Annotated in this window: 17 protein-coding genes and 1 riboswitch; of the genes, 2 read left to right on the top strand and 15 right to left on the bottom strand. The window is 53.4% G+C overall.

From position 1 onward, the window contains the following. Window positions 1-9: 9 nt before the first annotated feature. The 7 genes from NYE24_RS25590 to NYE24_RS25560 form a co-directional block, all read right to left on the bottom strand. A complete protein-coding gene (locus tag NYE24_RS25590) occupies window positions 10-1014 on the bottom strand; it encodes an ABC transporter permease (protein WP_342476987.1) in 1005 nt (334 codons plus the stop codon). A gap of 25 nt (window positions 1015-1039) precedes the next feature. Then, window positions 1040-2716: an ABC transporter substrate-binding protein gene (locus NYE24_RS25585; RefSeq protein WP_342476986.1), complete on the bottom strand. Its 1677-nt coding sequence runs from the start codon at window positions 2714-2716 to the stop codon at window positions 1040-1042. Between the two features lie 113 nt (window positions 2717-2829). Further along, window positions 2830-3822, bottom strand: coding sequence for a dipeptide ABC transporter ATP-binding protein (locus tag NYE24_RS25580; RefSeq protein WP_342476985.1), 993 nt, complete (start codon window positions 3820-3822; stop codon window positions 2830-2832). Further along, entirely contained in the window at window positions 3819-4808 is a 990-nt protein-coding gene (locus tag NYE24_RS25575; RefSeq protein ID WP_342476984.1) for an ABC transporter ATP-binding protein, read from the bottom strand. The genes NYE24_RS25580 and NYE24_RS25575 overlap by 4 nt, the downstream gene beginning before the upstream one ends. Before the next feature lie 261 nt (window positions 4809-5069). Beyond that, window positions 5070-6035 (bottom strand): WYL domain-containing protein, encoded by a 966-nt coding sequence (locus NYE24_RS25570; protein WP_036693636.1) that lies wholly within the window; start codon window positions 6033-6035, stop codon window positions 5070-5072. A gap of 233 nt (window positions 6036-6268) precedes the next feature. Further along, window positions 6269-6952 carry a hypothetical protein gene (locus NYE24_RS25565; protein WP_036693634.1) on the bottom strand — a complete coding sequence of 228 codons (684 nt, stop codon included), beginning with the start codon at window positions 6950-6952 and terminating at the stop codon, window positions 6269-6271. A 187-nt stretch (window positions 6953-7139) separates the two neighbouring features. Then, window positions 7140-7826, bottom strand: coding sequence for a M50 family metallopeptidase (locus NYE24_RS25560; RefSeq protein ID WP_036693633.1), 687 nt, complete (start codon window positions 7824-7826; stop codon window positions 7140-7142). Between the two features lie 244 nt (window positions 7827-8070). On the opposite strand from NYE24_RS25560, the gene NYE24_RS25555 reads away from it, so the two are divergent. Together NYE24_RS25555 and NYE24_RS25550 are read left to right on the top strand one after the other, a co-directional pair. Next, window positions 8071-8562 (top strand): hypothetical protein, encoded by a 492-nt coding sequence (locus NYE24_RS25555; protein WP_143804286.1) that lies wholly within the window; start codon window positions 8071-8073, stop codon window positions 8560-8562. Window positions 8563-8578: 16 nt separating this feature from the next. Beyond that, window positions 8579-9283, top strand: a complete 705-nt coding sequence (locus NYE24_RS25550; RefSeq protein ID WP_036693630.1) for an AIM24 family protein — start codon at window positions 8579-8581, stop codon at window positions 9281-9283. Window positions 9284-9533: 250 nt separating this feature from the next. On the opposite strand, the gene NYE24_RS25545 is transcribed toward NYE24_RS25550, so the two are convergent. The 8 genes from NYE24_RS25545 to NYE24_RS25510 form a co-directional block, all read right to left on the bottom strand. Further along, on the bottom strand, window positions 9534-9992 hold the full coding sequence (locus NYE24_RS25545) for a Dps family protein (protein ID WP_076157080.1): 459 nt from the start codon (window positions 9990-9992) through the stop codon (window positions 9534-9536). Between the two features lie 248 nt (window positions 9993-10240). Then, window positions 10241-11719, bottom strand: coding sequence for a potassium/proton antiporter (locus tag NYE24_RS25540; RefSeq protein WP_076157076.1), 1479 nt, complete (start codon window positions 11717-11719; stop codon window positions 10241-10243). 130 nt (window positions 11720-11849) lie between these two features. Next, window positions 11850-14534 (bottom strand): discoidin domain-containing protein, encoded by a 2685-nt coding sequence (locus NYE24_RS25535; RefSeq protein ID WP_083677903.1) that lies wholly within the window; start codon window positions 14532-14534, stop codon window positions 11850-11852. Between the two features lie 76 nt (window positions 14535-14610). After that, on the bottom strand, window positions 14611-16140 hold the full coding sequence (locus tag NYE24_RS25530) for a glycosyl hydrolase (RefSeq protein ID WP_076157073.1): 1530 nt from the start codon (window positions 16138-16140) through the stop codon (window positions 14611-14613). A gap of 190 nt (window positions 16141-16330) precedes the next feature. Further along, complete coding sequence (locus tag NYE24_RS25525; RefSeq protein WP_342476983.1) at window positions 16331-18673, bottom strand: PA14 domain-containing protein; 2343 nt, start codon at window positions 18671-18673, stop codon at window positions 16331-16333. Between the two features lie 14 nt (window positions 18674-18687). Then, window positions 18688-18768, bottom strand: a riboswitch (cyclic di-GMP riboswitch). Between the two features lie 138 nt (window positions 18769-18906). Beyond that, the gene (locus tag NYE24_RS25520) at window positions 18907-20280 is read right to left on the bottom strand and encodes a sugar phosphate nucleotidyltransferase (protein WP_036693623.1); all 1374 of its coding nucleotides are present in this window, start codon (window positions 20278-20280) and stop codon (window positions 18907-18909) included. Window positions 20281-21659: 1379 nt separating this feature from the next. Further along, window positions 21660-23000 carry a UDP-glucose/GDP-mannose dehydrogenase family protein gene (locus NYE24_RS25515; RefSeq protein WP_036693621.1) on the bottom strand — a complete coding sequence of 447 codons (1341 nt, stop codon included), beginning with the start codon at window positions 22998-23000 and terminating at the stop codon, window positions 21660-21662. A gap of 4 nt (window positions 23001-23004) precedes the next feature. Beyond that, on the bottom strand, window positions 23005-24105 hold the full coding sequence (locus tag NYE24_RS25510; protein WP_036693619.1) for a glycosyltransferase: 1101 nt from the start codon (window positions 24103-24105) through the stop codon (window positions 23005-23007). Window positions 24106-24179: the final 74 nt, after the last annotated feature.

Raw genomic sequence — 24179 nt, 5'->3', positions numbered from 1 at the left:
TGCTCCCCCTCACTTGTAATTGATGCGCGGATCAATAGCGGCATACAGCAGATCCACCAGCAGATTGATGACCACAAAGATAAAAGCGATAATCAGAATCCCCGTCTGAATCACCGGATAATCCCGCGAGCTGATCGCTTCAAAGATATAACGCCCTACCCCGGGCCAGGCGAAAATCGTCTCGGTCAGCACCGCCCCTCCGAGCAGCGCCCCCGTCTGCAGGCCGATTACCGTCAGCACCGGAATGAGTGCATTCTTCAGCGCATGCTTATAGACCACGAGGAACTGCGACATACCCTTAGCCTTGGCTGTACGGATATAATCGGAATTCATCACCTCCAGCATACTGGAGCGGGTCATCCGGGCAATGATCGCCATCGGAATCGTGCCAAGCGCAATACTCGGCAGAATGAGATGCTTAATGACCGTCCACAGCTGGTCCCACCGCCCGGCCAGAATTGTATCCAGCACGTACAGGTTGGTTATCGTCTCCACCGGATTGCGCTGGTCCATCCTGCCGATGGATGGCAGCCAATGGAGCTTCAGCGCGAAGAGCAGCTGCTCCATCAGCCCCAGCCAGAATATCGGCATCGATACCCCAATGAGCGCGATGATCATAGCCGTATAGTCGAACCAGGAATTCTGCCTCCAGGCGCTGAGGATACCGGCGTTCACTCCGACGAAGGTTGCGAACAGCATACTGGCAGCCGTCAGCTCCAGCGTAGCGGCCAGATACGGTACGATTTCCTTGGCAATCGGCGTTTTGGTACGGATCGAAGTCCCCAGGTCCCCCTGCACCAAATCACCCATGTAGTTAAAATATTGCTGCAGCCAGGGCTTGTCGAGGCCAAGCTGGTTACGCAGCGCCTGCTTGGATTGCTCCGTCGCCTTCTGGCCGAGAATGGTCTCGGCCGGATCACCCGGAATGGCATGGATGATCGAGAAGACGATCAGGGTCATGCCGATCAGCACCGGGAACAGCACCATCACACGTTTTATGAGGTAAGAGTTCAATTCCGTTCACCTTCCAAAGGTGTATTTATTCAAAATAAATCTCACTGTAATATTCTGTCCCTGTCGGTCCGGGAACAAAGCCCTTCAGATTGGCCTTACCGGCCAGCAGCGGTGTGGTATGAACCAGCGGAATCCATGGCGCATCGGCTTTGATCATCTCCTGAGCCTGCTTGTACAGCTCGGTGCGCTTGCCCTGGTCTATCTCCTTCTGGGCGCCGGTCAGGAGCGTATGCAATTCTTCATTCACATAAAAGGCACGGTTATTGCCGGGAATAGCATCCTTGTCCAGCAGGGTGTACAGGAAGTTGTCAGGGTCACCGTTGTCGCCGGTCCAGCCGAGCATGAAGATATCGTCCTTCTCCCCGGTCTTGGTGTCATCGAGATAAGTGGCCCATTCCGGGGACTCAATCACAGTCTTGACCCCGATCTTCTCCCACTCTGCTTGAATCGCTTCGGCTACCTTCTTGCCGTCAGGCATATAAGGACGGGATACAGGCATCGCGTACAGGGTCACCGGGTCAGGCAATCCGTCAGGATAACCCGCTTCGGCCAGCAATGCTTTGGCTTTGTCCAGATCATACTCATAATCCTTCACGCTGTCGTTATAGCCCCACAGGGAAGGCGGCATAGGATTGACCGCAGCCTGAGCCTGGCCGGCGAAGAATGCATCGATAATCTCCTGCTTGTTGACCGCATGGCTGAGTGCCTGTCTGACCTTCACATTGTCAAACGGCTTCTTCTTGAAGTTGAAGCCGAGGTACGCCACATTGAACGGCGGACGCTCAATCTTGGTCAGAGCGCTGCTATTCTCCAGCGTGGACAAGTCGTCCGGGCTCAGGTCTTCCATCAGGTCGATTTCCCCGTTTTGCAGCGCCGTGAAGCGGGCCGAGTTGTCCGGGATCGAGCGCACGATGACTTTGTTCAGCTTGGGAAGCCCTTCCTTCCAGTAGGCAGTATTCTTATCCAGCGTGATGGAATCGTTGCGCTTCCACTCCTTGAACACGAACGGGCCCGTCCCTACCGGCTCATTCTTGAAATTCTCCTTCTTCTCCTTGATCCCAGCAGGACTGGCAATTCCGAAGGTGGTCATGGCGATATTCTGCAGGAACGGCGCCTGCGGCTGGTTCAGTACAAATTGAACCGTCGACTCGTCCACCGCCTTCACTTCCTTGATCACCCGCGACCCGTCCGGGCCGAACATGGAGTCATAGTAGTCGAAAGAATCGCCTTCGAATTTGTATTCACTGGCCGAATCACTCCAGCGCTGGAAGTTGAACACAACGGCCTCGGCGTTGAAATCGGTTCCGTCATGAAACTTCACGCCGGGATGCAGCTTGAAGGTGTAGCTCAGCCCATCCGGCGTTACTTCCCAGCTGTCGGCAAGGGAAGCCTGGACTTCGGAGGTGCCCGGCTTATATTCGAGCAGCGAATCGAAGACCTGATGGGCAATCTTCAGCGACTCCCCGTCCGTCACAATCGCCGGGTCAAGGGAAGCCGAGTCGCCCCCGCGCCCCAGAATCAGGGTATCCTGTGCTGTCCCGGATGTCTCAGGTAGGCTTGCCGGAGCGTTCGTTGCCGCCGTATTCCCTCCGGTATTTCCTGTGTTGCCTGCGTTGCCTGTGTTGTTCCCTCCGCCGCAGCCGCTGAGCGCGAGCCCCGCGCCAAGCATCAGTACCAATGCGAGATTACCCCATTTCTTCATCTCCAGAAAGCTCCCTTCTTTCATTGAAATATCAAAGTGTTTATATAGAGCGGTGCAGGTAGCACAGCTATAAACCAAGGTTCTTCTGTATATGGCTCTAAGATGCATGCGGATCAGGCAAGCGGTGTATTGGCTTCTCCATCATAGAGATGACAGGCTGTGAAGTGTCCGGCTTCTGTCTCGAGCAGCGGAGGTCTGATCACCCGGCACCGCTCCATCACGCGCGGACAACGCGTGTTAAATGCACATCCGGCTGGCGCATTGGCCGGACTCGGTACCTCCCCCTGCAGAATGATCCGCTCCTTGCGGATATCGGGATCAGGTTCAGGAACCGCAGAGAGCAGGGCCTGCGTATAAGGATGCTGCGGCCGGGCATAGAGCGTATGCTTGTCCGTAATTTCGACAATCCGCCCCAGGTACATTACTGCTACCCGGTCGCAGATATGCTTCACCACACTAAGATCATGGGCGATAAATATGTAAGTTAAGCCCAATTCCCGCTGCAAATCCTGCATGAGGTTAATGACCTGGGACTGGATCGATACATCCAGCGCAGAGACAGGCTCATCCGCGATAATCAGCTTCGGATGGAGTGCCAGCGCTCTGGCAATGCCAATCCGCTGACGTTGTCCGCCCGAGAACTGGTGAGGGTAACGCTGCAGATGCGCCCTGGACAATCCGACCACATCCGCCAGCCGCTCCACCTCTGCCTTACGCTGCCTGGCATTGCCGGTGGCGTGTACAATCATCGGCTCTTCGAGAATACGCTGCACAGTATGACGCGGGTCCAGAGAGGAGAACGGGTCCTGGAAGACGATCTGCATCTCCCGGCGCTGCTTCCGCATCTCTTCCGCAGACAGCTTCGTAAGCTCCTGCCCTTCGAACCAGATCTCACCCGCTGTGGGCTCAATCAGCCGGAGCAGCGCGCGGCCGGTGGTCGATTTGCCGCAGCCGCTCTCTCCTACCAGACCGAAGGTCTCGCCCTTGCTTACAACGAAGGAGATATCATCCACAGCCTTCACACTGCCGCGGTCCCGGCTGAAGAAGCCCTTGTTCAGCGGATAATACTTCCGGAGTCCCTTGACCTCAAGCAGGCTCTCACTCATACCGCATCCTCCTGTGGACTGTCATGCAGCCAGCATCTGCAGCTGTGCTGTTCCTCTTGCCTTGTCAGCGCCGGAAGGCTCTGCATGCAGAGCTCCATGACCTCCGGGCAGCGCGGTGCGAACCGGCAGCCCTGCATATCTGTGCTGAGAACCGGCACATTACCCGGAATGGAGTAGAGACGTTCCTTCGCTTCATCCATCCGGGGGACGGAGGCAATCAGTCCTCTCGTATACGGATGCAGCGGATTTTTGAAAATATCTCGAACACTGCCTTCCTCCACCACCTTGCCGGCATACATCACAGCCACACGGTGGCACATCTCAGCCACTACGCCAAGATCATGGGTAATCAGCATGACAGCAGTGCCTTGCTCCTCATTCAACTGGCGGATCAGCTCCAGAATCTGGGCCTGAATCGTTACATCCAGCGCGGTTGTCGGCTCATCGGCAATCAGCAGCTCCGGGCTGCAGGAGATCGACATGGCAATCATGACACGCTGGCGCATGCCTCCCGAGAGCTGATGCGGGTACTCGTCGATGATCGCTTCCGGCCGGGGAATTCCAACCTTGCGCAGCATACCGACAGCATGCTCCCGCGCCTCCTTCCTGGAGAGGCCGCGGTGCAGGCGTATCGTCTCCATAATCTGCTGGCCAACTGTGAATAAGGGATTCAGCGAGGTCATCGGCTCCTGAAAGATCATGGAGACCGAATCTCCCCGGATCTTGCGCATATCCTTCTCCTTCAGCGGGACAATATCGCGGCCCTTCAGCAGGATGCGTCCGTCTACAATTCTCCCTGAGGGGCTTGGGACAAGCTTCAGAATAGATAGGGAAGTAACGCTCTTGCCGCAGCCCGATTCCCCCACCACGCCCAGAACCTCGCCCGGGTTAATGTAGAGATCGACACCATCCACTGCAGGAACCTCACCGCGGCCCGTTAAAAAGTGAGTATGCAGGTTTTCAATGCTCAGAATCGGCTGGATCAAGTCTCTCCCTCTTTTCTGTTAAAAATTGAACGAAGGTCAAATGACTAGTTAGGAAAAATTATTTAAAAAAGTTAGATATATTAACCAATACCTAACATACTAAGTGATATAATTAACATTAGATACATATTACTGTTATTTAATGTATAACATTACTATGGATATCCTATCTAGGCAAGGGGAATTTGTGCATATAACTAACCCTATGAATTTTATATGAATATATCAGAGCATAAAAATCCGGGGAAAATATACTTATCGTTATTTGTACAGCGACAGCCACTTCTCCAGTTGATGCTTCAGCACATCCCGGTAGTACAGCGGCTCCATAATCTCAGCCTCTTCCTTGTATTTCATAATCCAATGGACGAAGCCGATGTCCTGCTCCACAGCGACCTTGAAGTGCAGGCTGCGGTTCTGGCGGTCCACTCTGCTCGGCTTCACAAACATTTCCTCCTGCTTCAGCCGTTCCATCATCCGCTGCGAGAATTTGACTCTGAATTCAACCTGCAGGCTGTCCTGCTCCAGGGACCACTTCTGCTCCATGAAGGACTGCAGATCGAACTGATCTTTGGAGAACCACCTGTCCAACTGATTCACACTGGAGAAGCCGTTAATATGAAAGGTACGGATAATTCCGAAACGGTGACAGAAACCAATCAGGTGAAAACGATTCTCTAGCGGGACCAGGCAATAGGGATCAATCCGGATACCTTTTTCTTCGTAGGCATTCTCACTATAGTCGGCCTGTATGCTTCTCTGCTTCATCACGGCATCCAGAATGTCGGTCAGAAAGAGGGGCTGGTCTCCCTGAGATCTGCTATTTTCCGTCCAGTTTGGTCCGGCTTCCTTTTTCGTACGCTCCATTGTTTCTTCCCTTTCTGCCTTTTGCTTATAATCTGCCGCCATCACTTTCTCGTATGCATCTTCAAAGCCCGGGGGCAGCAAAGGTTTGATCTCCGCCATAATACTGCGCAACTGTGAAAAAGCCTCTTCTTCCTCTTCTGACCAATCCAAGGGGTACAGCGCGAAATTTCCGATAAAAGCATACCCCTTGCCGTGTCCCATATGAGTAATGGGGATATGCATGGCACTGAGCGCATCCATATCCCGATAAATCGTTCTCTCGCTGTTGCCGCATCGTTCCGCCAGCTCACGGGCCAGAATTCCCGGTTTGGCTTGAACTAGCGTAATGATGCGCATCAGCCGGATCAATCGGTCTGTCATATTCAGTTCTCCTTGACTTATGGTAAAATAGACCCATTATTTTTAAATAAACTAGTTATATATATCTATAACCAAGGATGTAATAACCGAGATAAGAAAATATAATAGAACTATTTTACTATGTTACCACATTTAGATATTACGCCTTTCTTTATCTGCTCCGCCGGGTGTGATACTATATTTGAGCCCTATGTATGGGTAATTCCTATTCTATCTACGCAGCTTCCCTGCAATTATCTCATTCCTGTCCTGCTGAGCGGCAGATTCTCTGCCTCCAGTCTTTTATACAGTGATTCCGCTTCTCTGAGCAGCTGCATATCCCCGGAGCGGGCAGCCATCAGGAGTAGTTGATCGGCCTGCCTGTGAAGAATCTCCGAGGGCACTTCCGGCTTGTTCTTCATCCGGGCCTCCTGGGCTTCCGCGATTAGCGCCTCTGTCTGCAGCAGTGCCAGATGCTTCTCCACATGGAAGCAGGAATGTGCCCCCAGCAGGTCGGTACGATGGGAATATTCGATTCCCAGCTTCTTGAGCGGCAGCTCGCGGATACGCTCCACCGTAGGCTGCTTGTATTGCCATTGCAGCCAGAGGGCTTCATGTATGCCTGCAGGCATACCCGCCATGATGAATTCCAGGGCGATGTACCTGCGCTGCCCGGAATGGATTTTGCCAAGCTTCAGGAGCAGTGATCTCCCCTCTCCTTCTTCTGCACTACACCCGTAACATCCTGTTACCTTGACATGACTTTCGAGCCAGACACGCAGCTCAATATCCCTGGCTACCACCTTGCGGCTCTTCTTGCGGAAATCTTCGCCTTGCGACACTCCTTTCCACTCCACCAGCAGCACTACTTTCTTGGCACCGCCCGCCAGAATACGCTCCTGGCTCCATGTAAACAACGTCTGAATACTTGCTTGCATATTTCCACCTCTTTCTTAATTTGGGTCTTCTATTAATGTACCAATATTGGCGGACAACTCCTTGTCATGGAATGTATGTTCGGTCCTATAATATCGACAAAAAAAGAGCCAACCTCCCCCTAAAGGGGATTGCCTCTTTACGAAAGTCTATCCTTTTGTCAAAATATGACGAACAAAGTTTTACGCATTACATCAATCTAACCCGTCTGCCCGCCTTCTCATGCCGGAAGAACAGCCCAAGGGCCCAGGTTGCACACAGCAATGCGAAGAGGAAGAACAGGAGTGACCACACAGGGGCCGGTAAAATGGTTAATCTGGACAGATTTGCTGCATCCCCTGCCCGGGAAGGTGTCACAACGGAAGCATAGACCAGGAATAAGGTCCCCATTACGGACTCCTCCAGGGTCAGGAACGCAAGAAACAGGTAGTACACCTTGCTGACCTTCGGCCAGAGGAACAGCATCGCAGCATTCAGCAGAATGAAGCCGCTCAGCCAGATCATCCCGAAGCCACCCCTCACATAGAGCACAAGCATAATTAGCGCAACCATGCTGGCCAGAACCAGCCCCCATTCCCGCTTATCTCTACTATAGAAATAGAAGAGCAGCAACGCAAACAGTGAAGCCAGAGGATAACCCGCCAGCGACACCAGGATCGCCTTGCCTCCGGCAGCAATCGCCGAATAGGTCACACCGCTGTGATCAGAATACAGCTCAATGCGCAGCACATTGCCGGAGAGCAGCAGAGTCATCAGCGCGTGGCCGAATTCATGGAACATGGTATCCAGATTACGGAATAAGGAGGAGAACGGAATAAACCGGGTTAACAGGGCGGAGCCCGCCAGGAACAACAGTGTTTTGAGCCATTTATTCATTGAATACAGCCCCTTTCCGTTCACAGTATACGTTAATTTGCAGCGACACTCAATATCGCGGGAACCATCTCTGGCTTAACGCTGTATTACCTGTATGGTTCTCTGTATGGTTCTCTGTATGGTTCTCTGTATGGTTCTCTCTATGGACCTGAAGGGTAATTATGCCTACAGCCTTCCAGGTTGTTCAAACGGCAAGCAGCTATGATAAAATAGGAAGACAATAGCTCTAACAGGTGGTGATCAGTTGATGAAAAGACGGGTAACAGGAGTGATGCTGAAGCTGCTGGGTTCTTCCCTGCTTCTGCTTGGCCTTACTCTCACTTGGCCTGCCCCCGAGGCCAAGGCCAATTATCTGAATGATATATACAATGGAATACAGAGCTTCTCGGAGCTTCCCGGAGAAGTCACCAAGCTGCAGGAGAGTTACCAGAAGACTGCAGAAGAGCTTCAGCAGACGAAGGAGGATCTCGGTGAAGCCAAGGACCAGCTGACGGACAGCCTGCAGCAAATGCAGACGTATCAGTCCCAGAATGCCGCCCTGCAGGAGCAGAACCGTCAGCTCAGCCAGGTCGTGGACGAGCTGAAGAACGACCGGACAGCGAGAGAGAATTATTTCAACCGGATCAAGGTGACGGTCATCTCCGGGATTGCTCTTCTTCTCGGCTACTTCCTGCTGATCCGGGTGCTGCGCTTCACAATGCGCCACCGCTCCAGAAGAAGTGACCGGCTGCGTTAAGGAGGATGAATGAAGAATGAATATTGACATTCAGGATGAAGGCGACAGCGGCAGCGGACAGGCGGTTGCTTTTACTATTCAGGAGAACGAGGAGGTCCATGTGCTGCACCCGCAGCAGATTATTGCTTACCAGGGCCCTTCGGCAGGACGTGCCGACCGGTTCATGGATGTGAAGGGCATGTACCGCAAGCGCAAGCTGATCCGGGCGGATCTGACCGGCCCTTGCCGGTTCACAGCCGCGCTGCCGCCCGGCTACCGGGTCAAGACCATCCAGCTCGACAGCAAAAGCGATCTGCTCTACGACTTCAGGCATCTCTTCTTCTACAGCAAGGGAGTCACGATGCAGACGAGAGTCCTGAGCATGAAGAATATGCTGATTACCCGTGATATCGTCAAGGTCAAATTCTCCGGCCGCGGCAGCATCGGCATTCTGACAGAGGGCACGGTCTGCGAAGCGGAGCTGCATCCCTTTGATCCGCTGTATGTCGATGCCGGGAGCATTATCGCTTATCCTGAGAACGCCAAGCTGGAGCTGACGGTCTACGGCAACCATCTCGCCAGCCAGCATATGAGCTATCACTGGAAGATGACCGGCCACGGGCCTGTGCTGTTCCAGGCCGGACGCCAGAGCAGACGCTTCGAGCGCGACAATAATGAAGATGGCATAATCAAGCGATTCCTGCGGGAGGCACTGCCCTTCGGCGGTGTATTTATTAAGTAAGTGGAAACGGCATTGCCGTCTTTTTAAAGGACGGTACCGTTTCAGCGAGAAATAGAAGGATAAGTTATCGTGTGAAACATATAAATTCTTATATTTTAAGCAAAGAGCGCCCGCATGTGTAACGCGGGCGCTCTTCTATATGTCCTGTGCGGAATTACGCAAGTGGAAACGGCATTGCCGTCCTTTAAAAGGACGGTACCGTTTCAGCGAGAAATAGAAGGATAACGTATAGCGTGAAACCTATACGTTCTTATATTTCCAGGTAAGCGTTCAGCATCCAGGCTGTCTTCTCTACACTTGTCCGGATTCCGATCAGCAGATCGGCGGTAGGCTGGTCGCTGACCTCCTCTGCGCTAGTAATGCCCTGCTTCAGCTCTTCAGCTACGGCAGCGAAGTCTTGAACCAGCTGTGCCACCATTTCCTTCGCGCTCTCACCGCCCGCGGCTTCCTTCAGGCTGGAGAGCTTCAGGTACTCAGCCATGGTGGAAGCAGGGCGTCCGCCGATGGCGAGCAGCCGTTCAGCCAGCTCATCCACATAACCCGCAGCTTCGTTGTACAGCTCTTCGAATTTCTCATGCAGCGTGAAGAATTGAGTTCCGCTGACATACCAGTGGTAGTGATGCAGCTTCACTCCCAGCAACGTCCAGTTCGCGGTCTGACGGTTCAGGACAGCATGCAGTGCAGTGTGGCTATTAACTTGTGTACTCATTCAAAAAACCTCCCGGAGTGTGTATTTTACAACATATTATATTTAGACTCGTTCTAAATCTATATACAATTTAACATACTTTTTTCCGTATTGCAATCTATTGTCCTGCAGCCTTGATGTATTGCACATTCTAGCATTCTTCCGGGAGCCTATCCTATAATTTGAATCACAATTCTGCAAAAGCACATGGATTGACATAAATCACCTGAACCGGAAGAGAAGCTTACATCCCTCCCGTAGGATGTCCCTTATACCGTAGGGATATCCTTCTCTGCCGCCCGTCCCAAGCCGCTGCGGAAGATGGCGCGCATCTCCTCCCGCTTGCTTTTGGGACTAAGCACATATACCGTATCTCCAGGTTCAATAACCGTGCTGCCATGCGGCGTCACAATGGTCTTGTTCCGTATAATGGCCGTGAACAGAATATCGTCCGGCAGGCCGATCTCTGCAATCTGCATGCCCGCAATCGGCATCTGCCGCTCAATTCCGATATGATTGAATTCGGAATCGGTCTTCCCGAGCGCGACCAGCTCCATCAAGGAGGGCTGGGACGCAGGCTCCCGGCCCACCAGCCTCAGCCGCGAGGCCAGAGGCGAAATGGTGGTTCCCTGAATCACTGCCGAGGTCAGGACCACGAAGAATACGACATTGAAGAATAGCCTGCCATGCGGCAGCCCCGCGAGCAGCGGGTAGGTCGCCAGGACAATCGGGACGGCTCCCCGGAGCCCGGCCCAGGAGATCAGTAGCTTTTCACGGAAAGAGAACCGCGACACAAGCAGGCTGAGGAATACGCCAAGCGGTCTTGCTAGGGCCATCAGGATGACAGACAGCAGCAGCCCTTGCCAGGCCACAGCCGCCAGCTCCTGCGGGAAGACCAGCATCCCGAGCAGAATGAACATGGCAATCTGCATCATCCAGGCGAAGCCATGATTGAAGTTCATAATGGTGCGGTGGTACATCAGCTCGGAATTCCCCAGCACCAGGCCCATAACATAGACGGCAAGCAGCCCGCTGCTGTGTACCATGGCCGAGACCCCGTAAGTCAGAACTGCGAAGCCGACCGCCATGACCGGATACAGCCCGGTGGAATCCAGATTAATCCGGTTAATCAGATACACTGCCAGCTTGCCAATGATGATACCGATCAGCAGCCCTACCCCCATCTCCCAGAAGAACGACAGCACCAGGCTCCAGACTGCAGTATCCGGGTGCTGCACCCATTCAATCAGCGACACGGTAAGGAATACAGCCATCGGATCATTACTGCCGGATTCGGCTTCAAGCGTCGAGGTTAGCCGTTTGTCGATATTTTTGCCGCCCAGCACGGAGAATACCGCCGCTGCATCTGTGGAGCCGACAATGGCCCCGAACAGGAAGCTCTCCGCCCAGGGTACACCGAGTACGAATTTGGCAAAAATACCAACGATCACCGTAGTCAGCAATACTCCGAGTGTAGCCAGCGACAATGCCGGCTTCAAAATCGGGCGAATATCCTTCATGCTCGTCTGCATGCCGCCCTCAAACAGAATCACCACCAGGGCAAAAATGCCGGCAATCTGCGTGAGTGAAGCATTGTTGAAATAAATAAAATGGCTGAGCACCATGCCGGCTGCAATAAACAGGACCAGAGCAGGCATACCAAAACGGGTGGAGAATTTGGTGGAGAGCACGGCGATCAGCAGCAAAGCCGCCAGCAGTAGGATGATTTGATCTGCAAGATGAGTCATGAACCGGTTCACACCTTCCCCGGAGCCGGGTATCCGCCATAGCCCCATTTATTTCATAATAATGTTTATGATTCCAGGGCAGAAAAAAACCCCGGTGGGCTGAATTCCACGGAGGTTATTATGCCGTCCTTCATTCTCTTGAATACACCTGCAGCTCCTGAATCGACCAATAGTTGCCGCCGGAGCCTGTCTGGGTAATCTTGATATGCCGGGTCTTGACCGGAGCAAACGTAATCTTGGTCTTCTCCAGCTGGCCTTTGCCCGCTGCGACCTGTCTCCAGCTCTTGGCATCATCCGATACCTGGACAGTGTAGCCGCGCGGATAATCATATGGCGATAAAGGGTAATCCATGTCTATAGCTTCTACCGTATGTTCTGCGCCCAGATCAATCTGGAAATACTCCCCCGAAGCCTGATGCTTGACCGTATCCCAGCGGGTCCGCCGGTCTCCGTCAATGGCACCTGCCGGATTGGAAGCCTCCTTACTCACACTGGACGTCACCTTCCAGCCTGCCCGGTCCAGCGGGACAAGTCCGGTTGCTGTAATCTGTGTCTTCTCTGACATCACACCAGAGCCGGACACTCTTACAGCATAAGTATAAAGTGTGCCTTCCTTCAGCTTGCTGTCGTTATACTCCGTTCCCTTCACCGCTGTAGCGATGACCTTCAGCTTCTCGTCCGGACCGTCCGCCCGGAGCACTTCATAGCTTGCTCCGGGGGCTTCCAGCCAGTTCAGATGCATCGATAATCCCTTGACAGCAGTCGCCTTCAGGCCCTGCGGCGCCGTATCCGCTACCTCGGAGGAAGGCTCCAGAATATACTGCACGCCTTCTCCCGGAGCCAGCGTCTCCGTGAATTCCAGCTCCGGCGAAGCGGCTCTGCCGGTTACATAGCTGCGGGCCTCCTCATAAGTATCGCCCTTGCCGAACCGTTCTCCTTCGTACACTGTCTTCTTCGGCATTGTGACCTTGACCTTAACGGTCTGCTCGGTGCGCTCGAAATTGACGAAGTTCACCAGCACCTTGTTCGATGTCGCCTTGCTCCCCGCCAGCGGCTCAAGCGTGGAGGTGTCCACTGCTCTTACGTAGACCAGCTTATCCTTCAGCTCCTCCTTATTGCTGATCTGGTAGGTCAGCGGAGCGCCGTGTGTGGCATAAGCCAGATCCAGCCTGCGCATGATACTGACGCGGGATTCTTCGCCTTCCTTGGTGTAGTAGATCTCTGTAGCCGCCGGATCATGATCCTCCAGATTAAAGCCGTATTTGAACAGGCTGAAATTCTTGAAGAAGGCGGCATGCTGCACGAACATATCCGCATAGCCGAGATGTGCCCGCATAATCCGGTCGAACACCGCCGAGGTCCGCTGCTTGGCCCCGTATTGATACGCATCTACATGAGAGTCCGAGGTGCCGAACTCGGTGGCGAGCATTTTTTTGCTAAGGCCGTCTACCGATCCCCCGAAGGTCTTCAGGTTCTCCGTGAAGCTCCCGCCCTGTCCGAAAATATAGGAATCGCCATAAGAATGTCCATTCGTCAGATCCGTTACCGCCTCCAGCTCATCACGCTGCTTCGGGTCGCGTTCCCAGCCGTCGGGGTCTCCGCACTGCTTCACCGGCCCCTTCTGGTTGCCGCACGAGTCTTCGCTGTAGCCCGGCCAGTAGGCCCATCCGGGTGCAACCGTCTGCAAATGGGGCGCGATCGTCTTACCCTTGCTGTTCAGCCACTCGGCTATAGCCAAATTTACCGCTTTGGAACGGTTGAACAGGCCCGGTTCGTTATCCACCTCGTAATACTGGAAGTACGGGCTGTACTTCTGGAAATAATCCGTCAGCTTCTTCTCCGCATCCCCCGGCAGCGTTCCGTCCGCCTTCAGCTTGATATCGCCTGTGTACAGATAGAGCGCTACGGCCTGCATATTGTAATCCTTCAGGACCTTGTAGTACTCCTCCATCTTCTCACAGGAACGGCCCACATCGCTGGCACAGCTGGTACGCATGATATTGCCGCTGTAGGCTACGCCCAGCCACTTCATAATATAGGGCAGATGCGTAACCGCCCCCTCGTCAAAATAAAACTGCTTGTTATTGACCACCGTCCCGGTCACCGTATAGCTGCCGTGAATCGGCTCCTTAATCGGAGACTTCAGCGCCTCCAGACTGAGATTATCCCATGTCCACCAGTTGTACTTATCCTCAGCTTCTGAGGAATAGATTCCCCTGGCCGTCCGCAGCGTCAGCTCGTTGGTGCCGCTGATGAGCTGCTCTTTGGGAATGTACAGCTCATAGGTTTTGCGGAAGTCGTATTTGCTGCCTGTTCCGGCAATCCCGGCGATCTGAATGATGCCTGAGAGCTGACGGTTGGAGAATACGCCCATCTGGGGTACGGATTTGTACGCATCGATAATGCTCACGCGAAATAAGACCCCGTGCTCCGGGATCTTATCCAGCTCATACTGAATCCGCAGCTCCGGGTTGGTCTCCCCGTGCAGGCCGGAGGGAAGTGACTTCAGCTCTGCCGACCTGGCAGTGGTTGAGGCTATGCTGAGCGTCTTCTTCACCCCGCTTGACCCTGCCGCCTTGAACTCATCGGCAGAGCCGTCATGCTTGCCAAGCTTCCATAGAACCGTTCCTTCCGGCATCTCAGGACCGGCATCCTTAGCCGCCGACAATGAAGACAGATCCACATCCGCTTCACCGTCCTTCGTCCCGTAATCTCCGAAGATAGAGACGGACAACAGAACCAAGATGATCAGTGCTGCAAATTTTAGTAGCCTGTGGAGATATTTACCGGGTTTCTTTTGAACTCTAGTCCTCATTCCCTTGTCCTCGCTTTCTTCCGGAATTCTATGCTGTACCGGGATAACGTTACGCTTCTTCTGCTGCGGGGCTTCCTTAAGGAAGCGTCAGCGCACTCTGGGGAATTATCATCTGCTTCTGGCTCTGGCTTCTCCACATCAGACTGACGCTGGCATCCCCGCGGTTCTCGTAATACTCTACCTTGATGGCGTAGGGGGTATTTGCCGAAAGTGTGATGCTGCCCTCCTTGCCCGCGCTGCTCTGATTCTTCCAGCTGTCGATCAGGAGCTTGCCGCCGATCCATACGCGGATGCCGTCATCCGAAGAAGCGGTGAACGTATACTTTTCACTGTAGAGAGGCTTAAGGGTCCCGGTCCAGCGTACCGAGAATGCATCCTTGGGCAGGCCGGAGGCCGGTGAATTGCCATGCCAGTTGAATTGAAGGGTGCTGTCGTTACGGGTAAGCAGCGGTGTGCCGGACAGGTCCATATTGCCATAATACTGGCCCCTCAGGCCATTCCTTGAGCTTACAGCCGCCGCATGGGTTTTGGTACCCACCGCAAGCTTATAGTCCTCCCGCGATACCGTGTATTTATGATTCATAAAGCTTTGAATTTTCACGGTCGGGTTATTCTCAACCAGCATCTTGCCCCATGTCATCGTATATACCCATTTGCTTTGTTTTTGAGACATGATGACAGGGTCTGGAAGCTCTCCGCTCTCCCCGATTCCGATCGGTTTGCCGCCCGCAAGCTTCAGGAGGCTGTCATAATAGGACTGTTTGAAATCATTGTCATAAATATCGGCGGCCAGAATATCCACCTTGGCGGTGCCGGGAAAATAAGCGTGATACGGCTCAGACGACTTATTGGGGGCATTCGGATTCCACACCCACAGCAGATTGTTCAACTTATGCTTATTCACCATGCGGTCATAGACCAGGTCCCAGAGCTTCGCAAAATCATCCTTCTGCCCCCACCAGAACCAGCCGCCGTTCATTTCGTGATAGGGCCGCCATAACACCGGAACTCCGGCATCGCGCAGCTCGCCCAGATACTTGGCCACTTCATCCAGCTCAGCAACTAATGCTTTGTACTGCGGCGTTCCGGGAGTGACGTACTGCTTGAATTGATCCTGGCTAAGCGGCTTCTGCACATTGGTCCATACCGGCGCGGTTCCCGGCAGATTCTGATGGAAGGTCATGGCGACAATGCCGCCGCCCTCATGCCATCGTATGGCGCTGTCCACGACAGCCTGACGCTGTCTGGCAATGATCTCCTTAGACTGGTTGCCTATGGCTCCCAGCTCATAGCCATGCAGAACGGCATAGCGGCCGCTTGTTGTGCGGAGCTTATTATTGAATTCATCGGGGCTCTCCAGGTAATCATGCTGGCCGGATATCATCCCCTTGCCGCTAAGATCACTAAGATAGCTTAACAGTGCGGAAGCCTCCTTGGAGGCCGATGGATTAATGGGTTTAATGGGCCCCATGGGAGCGGAGGCGGCAGGTGCCGTAACCTTAGCGGCTGCGGGCAGACTGCGCCCTTCCCCCCATGGAAGTAATGAAAGGATAAGGATTAGAGGAAAAATAGTTGTATATAGCCTGTACTTACGGTAAGTGTTCAATGTAATCTCCTTTCTCCAGCCACACTCTCAGGCAGGCCCCGGAGGTTAAGCCTCGCGGATTATCTGCCTTCTATAGCTTAGTAGCCCTGCTGGTAAGCAGGGCCATTAAGAGTGGCTTACAGGATTTATAATTGTAACGTCTTAACCAGTAACAGCGCCAATGATGAACACAGCTGCGGACCTTATGAGCTTAGGAAGCGGACGGGAGGAACAGCGCGCTTGCCGGAACGGTACCTTTGGCTTGGCTTGGACTCTGCCACATTAGCCGCGCTTTTGCATCCCCTTGATTCTCATAATACTCTACCTGAATATCATACAGCTCGCCTGCGGTCAGGCTGATGCTGCCCATGCGTTCGGTGCCGCTCTGCTTCACCCAGCTGTCAATCACAAGCTCACCGTTAACCCGTACGCGGATACCGTCATCGGAATTGGTATAAATCTGATACGTCTCTGTGTACAGCGGCTTAATCTTCCCGCTCCAGCGGACAGAGAAGAAGTCTATACCGATAGCAGCATCCGGCGAGCCTTGGCGCCAGTTGAAATCAAGCACCGCATCGGTGCGCACTGCAGCGGGTTCGCCCGATAGCGTCATGTTATTGAAGTATTCCGCATACAGTCCATTGGCAGCAGGGACTTCTACCGGCAGATCCACCGGTGTTGCTGTAGGAGAAGGAACGGGAACAGGAGCCGCTGTCGGTGTTGGTGCCGGTGTTGGCGTTGGTGTCGGTGCTGCTGTCGGCGTTGGTGCCGGTACTGGCGTCAGTGTTGGTGTCGCTGCTGGTGTTGGTGTTGTTACTGGTGCCGGCGTTGCTGTTGCTGCTGGTACCGTTGTCGGTACTGCTGTTGCAGCCGGAACAGGTATGGATATGTTGCCTGCTCTGGAGAAAAGCGCACTTGCAGGTACGGTTCCCTTCACCTGGCTAGGGCTCTGCCACATCAGATGGACATTGGCATCGCCAGCATTCTCATAGTACTCTACTTTGATATCGTACAATTGCCCGGCAGTTAAGGCTATGCTTCCTGTGCGGGCAGTTCCGCTCTGTTTGACCCAGCTGTCAATGACCGCTGTGCCGTTCACCCACAAGCGGATACCGTCATCCGATGTAGTATAGAACTGATAAGTCTCACTGTAAGCCGGCTTAATCTGTCCGGTCCAGCGAATTGAGAAGTAATCTACGCCCAGTGCGGCATTAGGAGTCCCCTGACGCCAATTGAAGCTGATGACATCATCGTTACGCACCATAACCGGTGTCCCCGAGAGCGTCATGTTCTTGAAGTATTCTCCAAGCAGGCCATTCTGGCCAGGCTTACTCTCCGGGTCGCCGAAGGTTGGGACCGGCTTCTGAGTCGGCGCAACGGTTGGTGTTGCCGTCGGCGTTGCCGTCGGTGTTGCGGTTTGTGTCGGTGTTGCTGTTGGTGTCAGTGATACTGTAGGCGTCGGCGTTGCCGTTGGCGTTGCGATTGGCTTAGGAGCCGCCGCCGGAGCAGACCAGGCCTTATATTGGTCACGGGTTAGTGTGTAACTGTCATTCATGAAATTCTTGATTGTCGCCGTGCTGTTATTCTCATAGAGCATCTTGCCCCAGTTCATCATGAACACGTAATTCTGCTGGTTCAGCTTTAGCTTCGATATATTTGGCATTTCACCGTTCTCGCCGATGCCGATCGGTTTGCCGCCAGCCAGGCTGGTCAGATCATCATGATATTTATTGGAGTAGTCGTTATTATATATATCTGCTGCCAGCACATCCACTCTGTCCGCGCCCGGATAAGTCCGTGGATAGGGATCGGAGCTTGCATTAGGCGCATTCGGGTTCCATACCCAGAGCAGATTATTTAACTGATGAACGTTCACGAACCGGTCATACATAATATTCCACAGGGCTGTAAAATTATCTTTCTTCCCCCACCAGAACCAGCCGCCGTTCATTTCGTGGTAAGGTCTCCAGAGGATCGGAACCTTAGCATCCCGCAGGCTTTTCAGAGAGACCGCTACTTTATCCAGATCGGTGATCAGTGCATTATACTCTGGCGTTCCGGGGGTTACGTATTTGTTAAATTGCGCCTGGGTGATCGGCTTCTGCACATTGGACCATTCGTACTTGGTGCCCGGCAGATTCTGGTGGAAGGTCATGGCGACAATGCCGCCCGCTCTGGACCAGTTCGTCGCACTCCAGACGATATTTTTGCGTTGTGCAGCTACTCCGCTCTCACTCTGCCCACCGATTGCTCCCAGCTCATAACCATGCAGTGCTGCGTATTGTCCGCTTGTTCCCTTCAGCTTGTTGCTCAGCTCATCCGGACTCTCGAAATAGTCATGCTGGCCTGTAATGATTCCATTTCCCGAGATATCATACAGATTGTTCAGCAGCTTGACCGCCTCCGCTGAGGCGTTAGGGTTCACCGGCGCTCCTTCAGAGGAGGCAGCCTTGACGGTGGAAGGGGCGATTCCCAGTCCCACAGGTACAGCAGACAATACCACGGCCAGCGACAGCACAGCGCAGAGCAAACGAGACTTACGGTAAGTTTTCACAATATTCTCTTCCTTTCGGTAGCCAGGCTGCCACTCTTGCGAAGGCCCTATAGCTTTGCGTCCCTGTCTTTCGATCAGGTTTGCCTTTGTCGTTTTGGAAGGATCAATCCCTCTTACCGTAAATTATCGTCTTTATGCAATTTTTTTGTAGAGCAAACGCGAATTTCTCCGAATAAATAGTTCCGAGTACCTGTTTTGATTCTGTAACAAATGGTTAAATAGATAAGTTAGACCTACGAAATAAACTGATGTAGCGCTATATCCTCCCAGTCCAGAGTAATACGGATGTTATCTTCCTCTACCAGCTCCGACCCCGTCTGCACCTCAATGAACTCCACATCGGTAAGAGCAAGAATGGCATGCTTGGTCCCTTCCGGTATCCGCACCACATCTCCCGCCTTCACCGTATGCATCTTCTCATTGATGACAATGCTGGCTTCCCCGCTGACGAAGGTCCAGATTTCACTGCGTTTGTGATGCAGCTGATAGCTGATATTTTTGCCCTCATTGATGAAAATCCGCTTGGTCAGCACCTCGTTGCCTTCGTCATACTTTACATAATCTATCACCTTGTAGTGGCCCCAGCGGCGCTCCTCGTACATCGGTCTTTGTTCAAAAGACTTCAGCACTTCCTTGATCCGCGGACTCTCAGTCTTGTGCGTCACCAGAATGCCGTCCGGGCTGGCAGCGATAATCAGATCCTTCGCCCCGATCACGGTAATCGGAATATCCAGCTCGTTAATGAGGCAGGTCCCCTCGGAGTCAGCGGTCACAAAGCCTTTGCCGACATGGTTGCTGGTCATTTCCTCGGTCAAGGTGTTCCAGGTACCCAGGTCCTTCCAGAATCCGGCATACGGCTGTACGACGATGTTCTCTTCTTTCTCTACCACTTCGTAATCGAAGCTGATGGAAGACAGCAGCTTATACTGCTTCTGCAGTTCCTCATAATTAAGCGGCAGCCCTTTGCGCTGCAGGATATCCAGCAGGTAACCCAGACGGAAAGCGAACACCCCGCAGTTCCAGAGAGCCCCCTGGCTAATCAGCTCCTCGGCCTGCACACGGTCCGGCTTCTCCTGGAAGTGGCTGACCTGCAGATAACCATTCGCTCCCGCATCTGCACCCGTTGGAATAATGTAGCCGTATTTCTCCGAAGCATGCTCGGGAACTACGCCCATCAGCGCCAGGTTCGCCCCGCTCACCAGCATGGTGTTCTCCAGTTGCAGTACCGTTTCGAAAAAGGAGGATTCCACGTATGGGTCCACCGGCAGAATCGCCACGGTCTCGCTTGGGGAAACCCCTGCGATGGAATAGAGGTAGGCCGCCGTCAGCGCAATGGCCGGGAACGTATCCCGCCGCTCCGGCTCCACGATGATCGGCACCTCGCTGCCGAGCTGGCTCTGGATCATCTCCACCTGGCTGCGTCCGGTCGCCAGATAAGAGGACCCGGCCATGCCGTTCTCCTCCAGCTGTCTCCATACCCGTTGTACCATTGATTCCGGTTCACCTGCCGGACTTGCCAGTACCTTCAGAAATTGCTTGGAGCGTGAATCATTGGACAACGGCCAGAGCCGCTTGCCGGAGCCGCCTGATAGAAGTACTAGTTTCATAGTGAACCCTCCATATCGTATTGTTATTGGGTATTTCTTATTGCGGCTGTGTGTTAAAATCCCGCCTGTTATGAGGGTCGCTGCAAGGAATTTTGGGCTTACGGCCGCTGTTGTCTCCAGATGTTGTTGATTATATTGCTTGCAGCAGATAACATCCGGAGACAAAGGCGGACGCTAACGCTCCTACAGCTCCAAAATTCCTCTCCACTCCATTTCATAACCGGCTTTACTTTTTATATCCGCTTCGCCCGCAGGCGAAGCTCCCGGCTAAAGATCCGGGTATTGCCGCTTGTTGTAGCGGCAAGGGGGGCCGGGCTGCCGCTTGTTCCAAGGCGTCGCCGCTGACCTAGCGGCTAGAGAAAGCAAGAATTCCAAGACAATGGAATTCAAGACCGGGATTCAAGACTCTTGTTCCAAGGGCTTGCCGCACAAATTTGCGGCGGCAGAAGCTGGTTAGTTTAAGTACGTGACACAAATGCTGCTCAGTTGCTCCATTTGGCTCGAATCCGAGAAATCAAGGGCACTTGTGCTCCTCATTTGCTCGTTTAGCCAACTTTCCCGGGATTCAGGGGCACTTGTGCTCCTTATTTGCCCGTTTAGCCAACTTTTCCAGGATTCAGGGGCACTTGTGCTCCTCATTTACTCCATTTGGCTCGAATCCGGGAAATCAGGTGCACTTGTGCTCTTCATTTACTCGTTTAGCCAACTTTCCTAGGATTCAGGGGCATTTGTGCTCTTCATTTGCTCATTTAGCCAACTTTCCCGGGATTCAGGTGCACTTGTGCTCCTCATTTACTCATTTAGCCAACTTTCCCGGGATTCAGGTGCACTTGTGCTCCTCATTTACTCATTTAGCCAACTTTCCCGGGATTCAGGTGCACTTGTGCTCCTCATTTACTCATTTAGCCAACTTTACCGGGATTCAGGTGCACTTGTGCTCCTCATTTGATCGTTTAGCTAACTTTCCCGGGATTCAGGGGCACTTGTGCTCCTCATTTGCTCATTTAGCCAACTTTCCCGGGATTCAGGGGCACTTGTGCTCTTCATTTACTCCATTTGGCTCGAATCCGGGAAATCAGGTGCACTTGTGCTCCTCATTTGCTCGTTTAGCCAACTTTCCCGGGATTCAGGTGCACTTGTGCTCCTCATTTACTCATTTAGCCAACTTTCCCGGGATTCAGGTGCACTTGTGCTCCTCATTTACTCATTTAGCCAACTTTCCCGGGATTCAGGTGCACTTGTGCTCTTCATTTCACCGCGCAGCCCACTTTCAGCGCATTCAAGAGGATTTATCCCCTTCATTTCGCCGCGCAGCCGATCCGGCGCAGCTCCTCCAGAAAAGGCTGACTCGCCGTGGATCGCTGCCCTTGATCGCCGCTCTACACCGCGCCAGCCACGCTAGCGGAGAATCCGCTAAGCCCGCCCATCTGCGGGCGGCCGACGGAGATGTACTCGAGGCCGGTGCCTTCGATTTGCTCTTTGCTATAGACGTTGCGGCCGTCGATCAGCACCTGGCGGCGCATGGTTCCGGCGAGCTGGTGCAGGTTGATCTCCTTGAACTGGCTCCAGTCGGTCAGCAGGCAGACGGCATCGCTGCCCTCGGCAGCCTCTTCCGCCAGTCCGCACCAGCGGAGCTGCGGGTGATCGTATTCCTTACGGAAGTTATCGGCCGCAATCGGATCGTACAGCTTGACGATGGCGCCTTCGGCCACCAGCGCCTCAACAATCTCACGGGCCGGGGCCTCGCGGACATCATCGGTATTGGGCTTGAAGGCAAGCCCCCAGATGCCGATGACCGCGCCTCGCAGGCTGCCGAGCGATTCATGGAGCTTGGAGATAATCATGAAGCGCTGGCCTTTATTGACTTCAACGACGGATTTGAGCAGCTTGAACTCATAATCCACGTTACCGGCAATCTGGATCAGCGCATTGGTGTCCTTCGGGAAGCAGGAGCCGCCATAACCGATACCGGCTTGCAGGAAGGTCGAACCGATTCTCTGGTCCATCCCCATGCCGCCTGCGACTTCGGTGACATCTGCTCCTACCTTTTCGCAAATGTTGGCAATCTCATTAATGAAGGAGATCTTCGTCGCCAGAAAAGCATTCGAGGCATATTTGATCATCTCAGCGCTGCGGATATCCGTAACGAATACGTTGTCTGTGAAGCCCTTATGAAGCTCACGCATGGTCGGCTCAAGCGCCGAATTATCCAGTCCGATGACGATCCGGTCGGGATGAAGCGTGTCGCGGATGGCAGAGCCTTCACGGAGGAATTCAGGCGCAGAGACGATATCGAAGGGATGATTCGTGAGGGAGGAGATCAGCTGGCGGATACGCTCATTGGTGCCAACAGGGACGGTCGACTTGGTCATGATGATCTTGTAGCCTTCCATCGCCTGGGCAATCTCGGCAGCGGCACCTTCGATATACCTCAGGTCGGCTTCGCCTCCCGGCAGGGAAGGTGTACCCACGGCAAGAATGACGATATCGGAGCGGCGGACCGACTCCTGAAGATCGGACGAGAAGCTCAGCCGGCCCTCGCGCAGATTCATTTCGATCAGGGCCTCAATGCCCGGCTCATAGATGGGAGATTCCATCCGGTTCAGCTTATTGATTTTCTCCTCATCCTTATCCACACAGATGACATGATTTCCATTTAAGGTAAAGCATACGCCTGATACAAGTCCTACATAGCCGGTACCAATCACTGCGAGTTTCATACTTTCATCCTCCTTTTAGGAAATTGACGTAGGCCTGTTCCACATACTGCTTGAACTGAACCATAAACGCCTGCTCATCGAATTTGCGTGCATGGCCCATAATCTGGTCGATATCCCACGCATAGGACTCCACCTCATCAATGGCCTTAAGCAAATCATCAACTTCCTGGTGCTGGAAAAACACGCCGTTAACGTATGGGATAATCGTGTCCAGCGCGCCCCCGGCCTGATAGGCGATGACCGGTCTTCCAGCAGCATTCGCCTCCAGCGGCGTGATGCCAAAATCCTCTTCCCCCGGGAAAACAAACGCCCGGCACTGGGACATCAGCCCTGTAACTTCCTCATCCTCCAGCCGGCCCAGGAACGATACATTCCCCTTGGCCATGCCTTCCAGACGCTTACGGTCCGGTCCGTCCCCGACAATATACAGCTTAAGCCCGTTACGGTTGAACGCCTCCACCGCCAGATCGATCCGCTTGTAGGAGACCAGCCGCGAGACAATCAGATAATAATCCCCAATGCTCGGGGAGCTGGTGAAGCGGGCTGTATTGATCGGCGGGAAAATCACATCGGAATCCCGGTGGTAATAATTCTGAATCCGCGTCTTCACGACGGAGGAGTTGGCGACGAACTGGTTCACATTTTTGGAGGTGCGCTGGTCCCAGTTCTTGAGCCGCTGCATATACACCTTGAGCAGTCTTTTGAACAACCCGGAATTCGATTGCCGCTCCATGTACGTGTCATAATCCCAGGCGAAACGCATCGGCGTATGACAGTAGCACAGATGGAAGGTGGACTCGGGCACCTGAATGCTTTTCATAAAAGCACTGCTGGAGCTAAGAACGATATCATACCCGCTGAAGTCCAAATCGCGGACAGCCATGGGGTAGAGCGGGAGCACCCCTTTGAAGTTACGCTTCACTCCCGGAATCTTCTGCAGCCAGGAGGCCCGGATATCGGCATCTTTGAGGTTATCGGTCAGGCGGCTTCCGTTAAAAACCGTTGTGAAGATCGGAGCTTCCGGGTACATGTGATGGAAAACCTCCACCACCCGTTCCGCCCCGCCCATCTGGATTAAATAATCGTGCGCGATCGCAATTTTCATGTGAATCATCCTCAAAGTTTTATGGAGCAGCATCATTAAGTAGTACACGCATGGCTAGAGACAGATATGATGCA

Source organism: Paenibacillus sp. FSL H7-0350 (genome assembly GCF_038593195.1).
Classification (GTDB): Bacteria; Bacillota; Bacilli; order Paenibacillales; family Paenibacillaceae; genus Paenibacillus_AQ.
Note: the sequence above shows the minus strand (reverse complement) of the source record. Positions and strands in the feature narration are given on the sequence as shown.